At 71.5% G+C, this 3540-nt stretch carries 2 protein-coding genes; both read left to right on the forward strand.

Translation table 11 applies throughout. The features are described from left to right. The coding region (locus BG452_RS31595) for a SufS family cysteine desulfurase (protein WP_223243007.1) at positions 1–1370 on the forward strand (1370 nt) is incomplete at its 5' end. A gap of 370 nt (positions 1371–1740) precedes the next feature. Continuing rightward, on the forward strand, positions 1741–3540 hold a 1800-nt coding region (locus BG452_RS31600; RefSeq protein WP_188307784.1), incomplete at its 3' end, for a phospholipase C.

The raw sequence follows: 3540 nt of genomic DNA on the forward strand, positions 1-3540 counted from the left end.
CCGGCCCGGCCCCGACGGCCCCCGGCACCCCGACGGCCGCGCCCCCGTTCCCGCTCCCCGAGGCCCTCGCCCACGCCGCCGGCGGCCCCCGGTACTGGCTGCCCACCCAGGCCGACCGGACGTCACCGCCCACCGCACCCGCCGCCGGCTTCGACGTCGAGGCCGTCCGCCGGGACTTCCCCCAGCTGCACCGCGAGGTCAACGGCCGTCCGCTGGTCTGGCTGGACAACGGCGCCACCACGCTCAAGCCCCGCCAGGTGGTCGAGGCCGTCGGCGAGCACTACGCGACGGGTACCTCCAACGTCCACCGCGGCGCCCACACCCTCGCCCAACAGGCCACCCGGATCTACGAGGAGGGCCGCGCCGAGGCCGCCAAGCTGCTCGGCGCACCCACCCCGGACGAGATCGTCTTCGTCCGGGGCACCACCGAGGCCGTCAACCTGGTCGCCCAGACCTGGGGCCGGGCCAACCTGGGCGTCGGCGACGAGATCCTGGTCTCCGCCGCCGAGCACCACTCCAACCTGGTGCCCTGGCAGCTGATCGCCAAGGAGCGCCGGGCCCGGGTCGTCCCGATCCCGCTGCTGCCCGACGGGCAGGTGGACCAGGACGCCTACCGGGACCTGCTGGGCAACCGGACCAGGCTGGTGGCGCTCACCCATGCCTCCAACGTGCTGGGGACCGTCCCGCCGGTGGCCGAGATGACGGCGCTCGCCCACCGCTACGGCGCCAAGGTGCTGGTCGACGGCGCCCAGGCGGTGGCCCACTTCCCGGTGGACGTCACCGCCCTGGACGCCGACTTCTACGCCTTCTCGGGGCACAAGGTCTTCGCCCCGACCGGGATCGGCGCGCTGTACGGCAAGCGGGAGCTGCTGGAGGCCATGCCCCCGTACCAGGGCGGCGGCAACATGATCGACTCGGTGAGCTTCGAGGAGACCAGCTACGCGCCCGTCCCGCACCGTCTGGAGGCCGGCACCGGCCACATCGGCGGGGTGGCCGGCCTGCGGGCCGCGCTGCGCTACCTGTCCGGGCTGGACCGCGAGGCCGCCACCGCGCACGAGGAGCAGCTCACCGCGTACGCCACCGCGGCGCTGCGCACGGTGCCCGGCCTGCGGCTGATCGGCGAGGCGCCCGGCAAGATCGGGGTGCTCACCTTCCTGCTCGCCGGGACGGACCCGATCGCCCTCGCCAGGGCGCTCGACCAGCAGGGCATCGCGATCCGGGCCGGCCACCACTGCGCCCAACCCGCCCTCGCCGCCTACGGGTTGCAGAGCGCGGCGCGGGCCTCGCTGGCCCTGTACAACACCGTGCAGGACGTCGATGCCCTGGTGGCCGCGCTCCAGGGCATCGGAGCGGAAGCGGCCGGGGCCTGACCGGGGCCGGGGGCGGGCACCCCCGACCGGCCCGCTCCCGGTCCCCCGGTCCCCGCCCGACGGTGACTTCGGCCACGGTTTCGCGCTTGGCCCGGCGGTGGCCCGCGCCGGGACGGAAGCGACATTCATGGCCGGAAACCGCCGAAAGACGTCCCGTAATCGTCGGATTCGAGCGGCATTCATCGGACTTGTCTGCCCGGTGGCAGCCCTGACGAAGAGTTCCGTACCTCGGCGATTAACCGCGTGTTCACATGCCCTCGTCAACCGTGTTCACCGCTACGCTCTAGCGTCTAGCCGCCGCGCCGCTCGTGCTACGCGCGTCACGGCCCCAAAACTGACACGTATGACGATGACGTCCGAGGTACCCACCATGCACGCACTTCCCCACCGCAACAGGTGGCTCCGCTACGGCGCCGGCCTGATCGGCGCGGCCTCGCTGACCGCCTTCGGCGCAGCGCCGGCGGCCTTCGCGGCCGACGGCCCGCAGACCGCCACCCCGATCAAGCACCTCGTGGTGATATTCCAGGAGAACGTCTCCTTCGACCACTACTTCGGCACCTACCCGAACGCGGCCAACACCGCCGACGACAAGGTGAAGTTCACCGCCAAGCCCGACACCCCGAAGGTGGACGGCCTCAGCGACGACCTGCTGCACAAGAACCCGAACCGGAACAACCCGGTCCGGCTGACGCCGTCCCAGGCCGTCACCTGCGACCAGGACCACACCTACAAGGACGAGCAGCTCGCCTTCGACGGCGGCAAGATGGACAAGTTCGTCGAGCACGCCGACATCGAGAGCTGCAAGGCCCCGATGTACACCGCGCCCGGCCTGGTGATGGACTACTACGACGGCAACACCGTCACCGGCTACTGGAACTACGCCCAGCGCTTCGCGATGAGCGACAACTCCTTCGGCACCAACTACGGGCCCTCCACCCCCGGCGCGATCAACCTGGTCTCGGGCAACACCCACGGCGGCTACCCGGTCGACCCGAAGACCGGCAAGCAGACCACCGACGCCTACGTGGTCGCCTCCCCGGACGCCAAGGGCGTCGGCACCGTCATCAACGACCCCGACCCGGGCTACGACGAGTGCTCCAACCCGGCGCACAACCAGCTGGTCATGACCGGCAAGAACGTCGGCGACCTGCTCAACGACAAGGGCGTCAGCTGGGGCTGGTTCCAGGGCGGCTTCAAGCCGACCGGCACCAAGGACGGCAAGGCCGCCTGCGACGCCGCGCACAACAACGTCGTGGGCGCCTCGCAGACCGACTACAACCCGCACCACGAGCCCTTCCAGTACTACAAGTCCACGGCGAACCCGAAGCACCTCGCGCCCGCCTCGGTGGACGAGATCGGCCACGCCGGCCAGGCCAACCACCAGTACGACCTGACCGACTTCGACGCCGCCCTCCAGCACGGCAACCTGCCGGCCGTCAGCTACCTCAAGGCCGCCAACTACCAGGACGGCCACGCCGGCTACTCCGACCCGCTGGACGAGCAGCACTTCGTCGTCGACACCATGAACAAGCTCCAGAAGTCCAAGGACTGGGCCTCCACCGCCGTCGTCATCGCCTACGACGACTCGGACGGCTGGTACGACCACAAGTTCGCCGAGCCGGTCAACGGCTCCAAGGACGCCGCCAACGACAGCCTGAGCGGCGCCGGCCAGTGCGGCAATGACGCCGGCTGGGGCGGCTACGCCGACCGCTGCGGTTTCGGCCCGCGCCTGCCGCTGCTGGTCGCCTCGCCGTACGCCAAGGCCAACTTCGTCGACCACACCCAGACCGACCAGACCTCGATCCTGCGCTTCGTCGAGGACAACTGGAAGACCGGCCCGATCGGCGACTCCTCCTTCGACGAGCACGCCGCCTCCATCGAGGGCATGTTCGACTTCAAGAACCCGCAGTCGGCCACCCTGATCCTGGACCCGACCACCGGCGCACCGGCCGGCGGCGACACCCCCAGCAGCCAGCCCACCGGCGGCACCACCACCACGCCGGCCCCGGCCGGCTCGGCGACCTCGACCGACGGCACCGGCACCGGCACCGGCACCACCAGCGTCGCCGGCGCCACCAGCACCGTCTCCGGCCCCCCGCTGGCCGAGACCGGCGCCAACTCCAACACCGGCCCGCTCGCGGCCGCAGCCGTCGCCCTGCTGGCGGTCGGC

The organism is Streptomyces sp. CBMA123, assembly GCF_014596465.1.
Taxonomy (GTDB): domain Bacteria; phylum Actinomycetota; class Actinomycetes; order Streptomycetales; family Streptomycetaceae; genus Kitasatospora.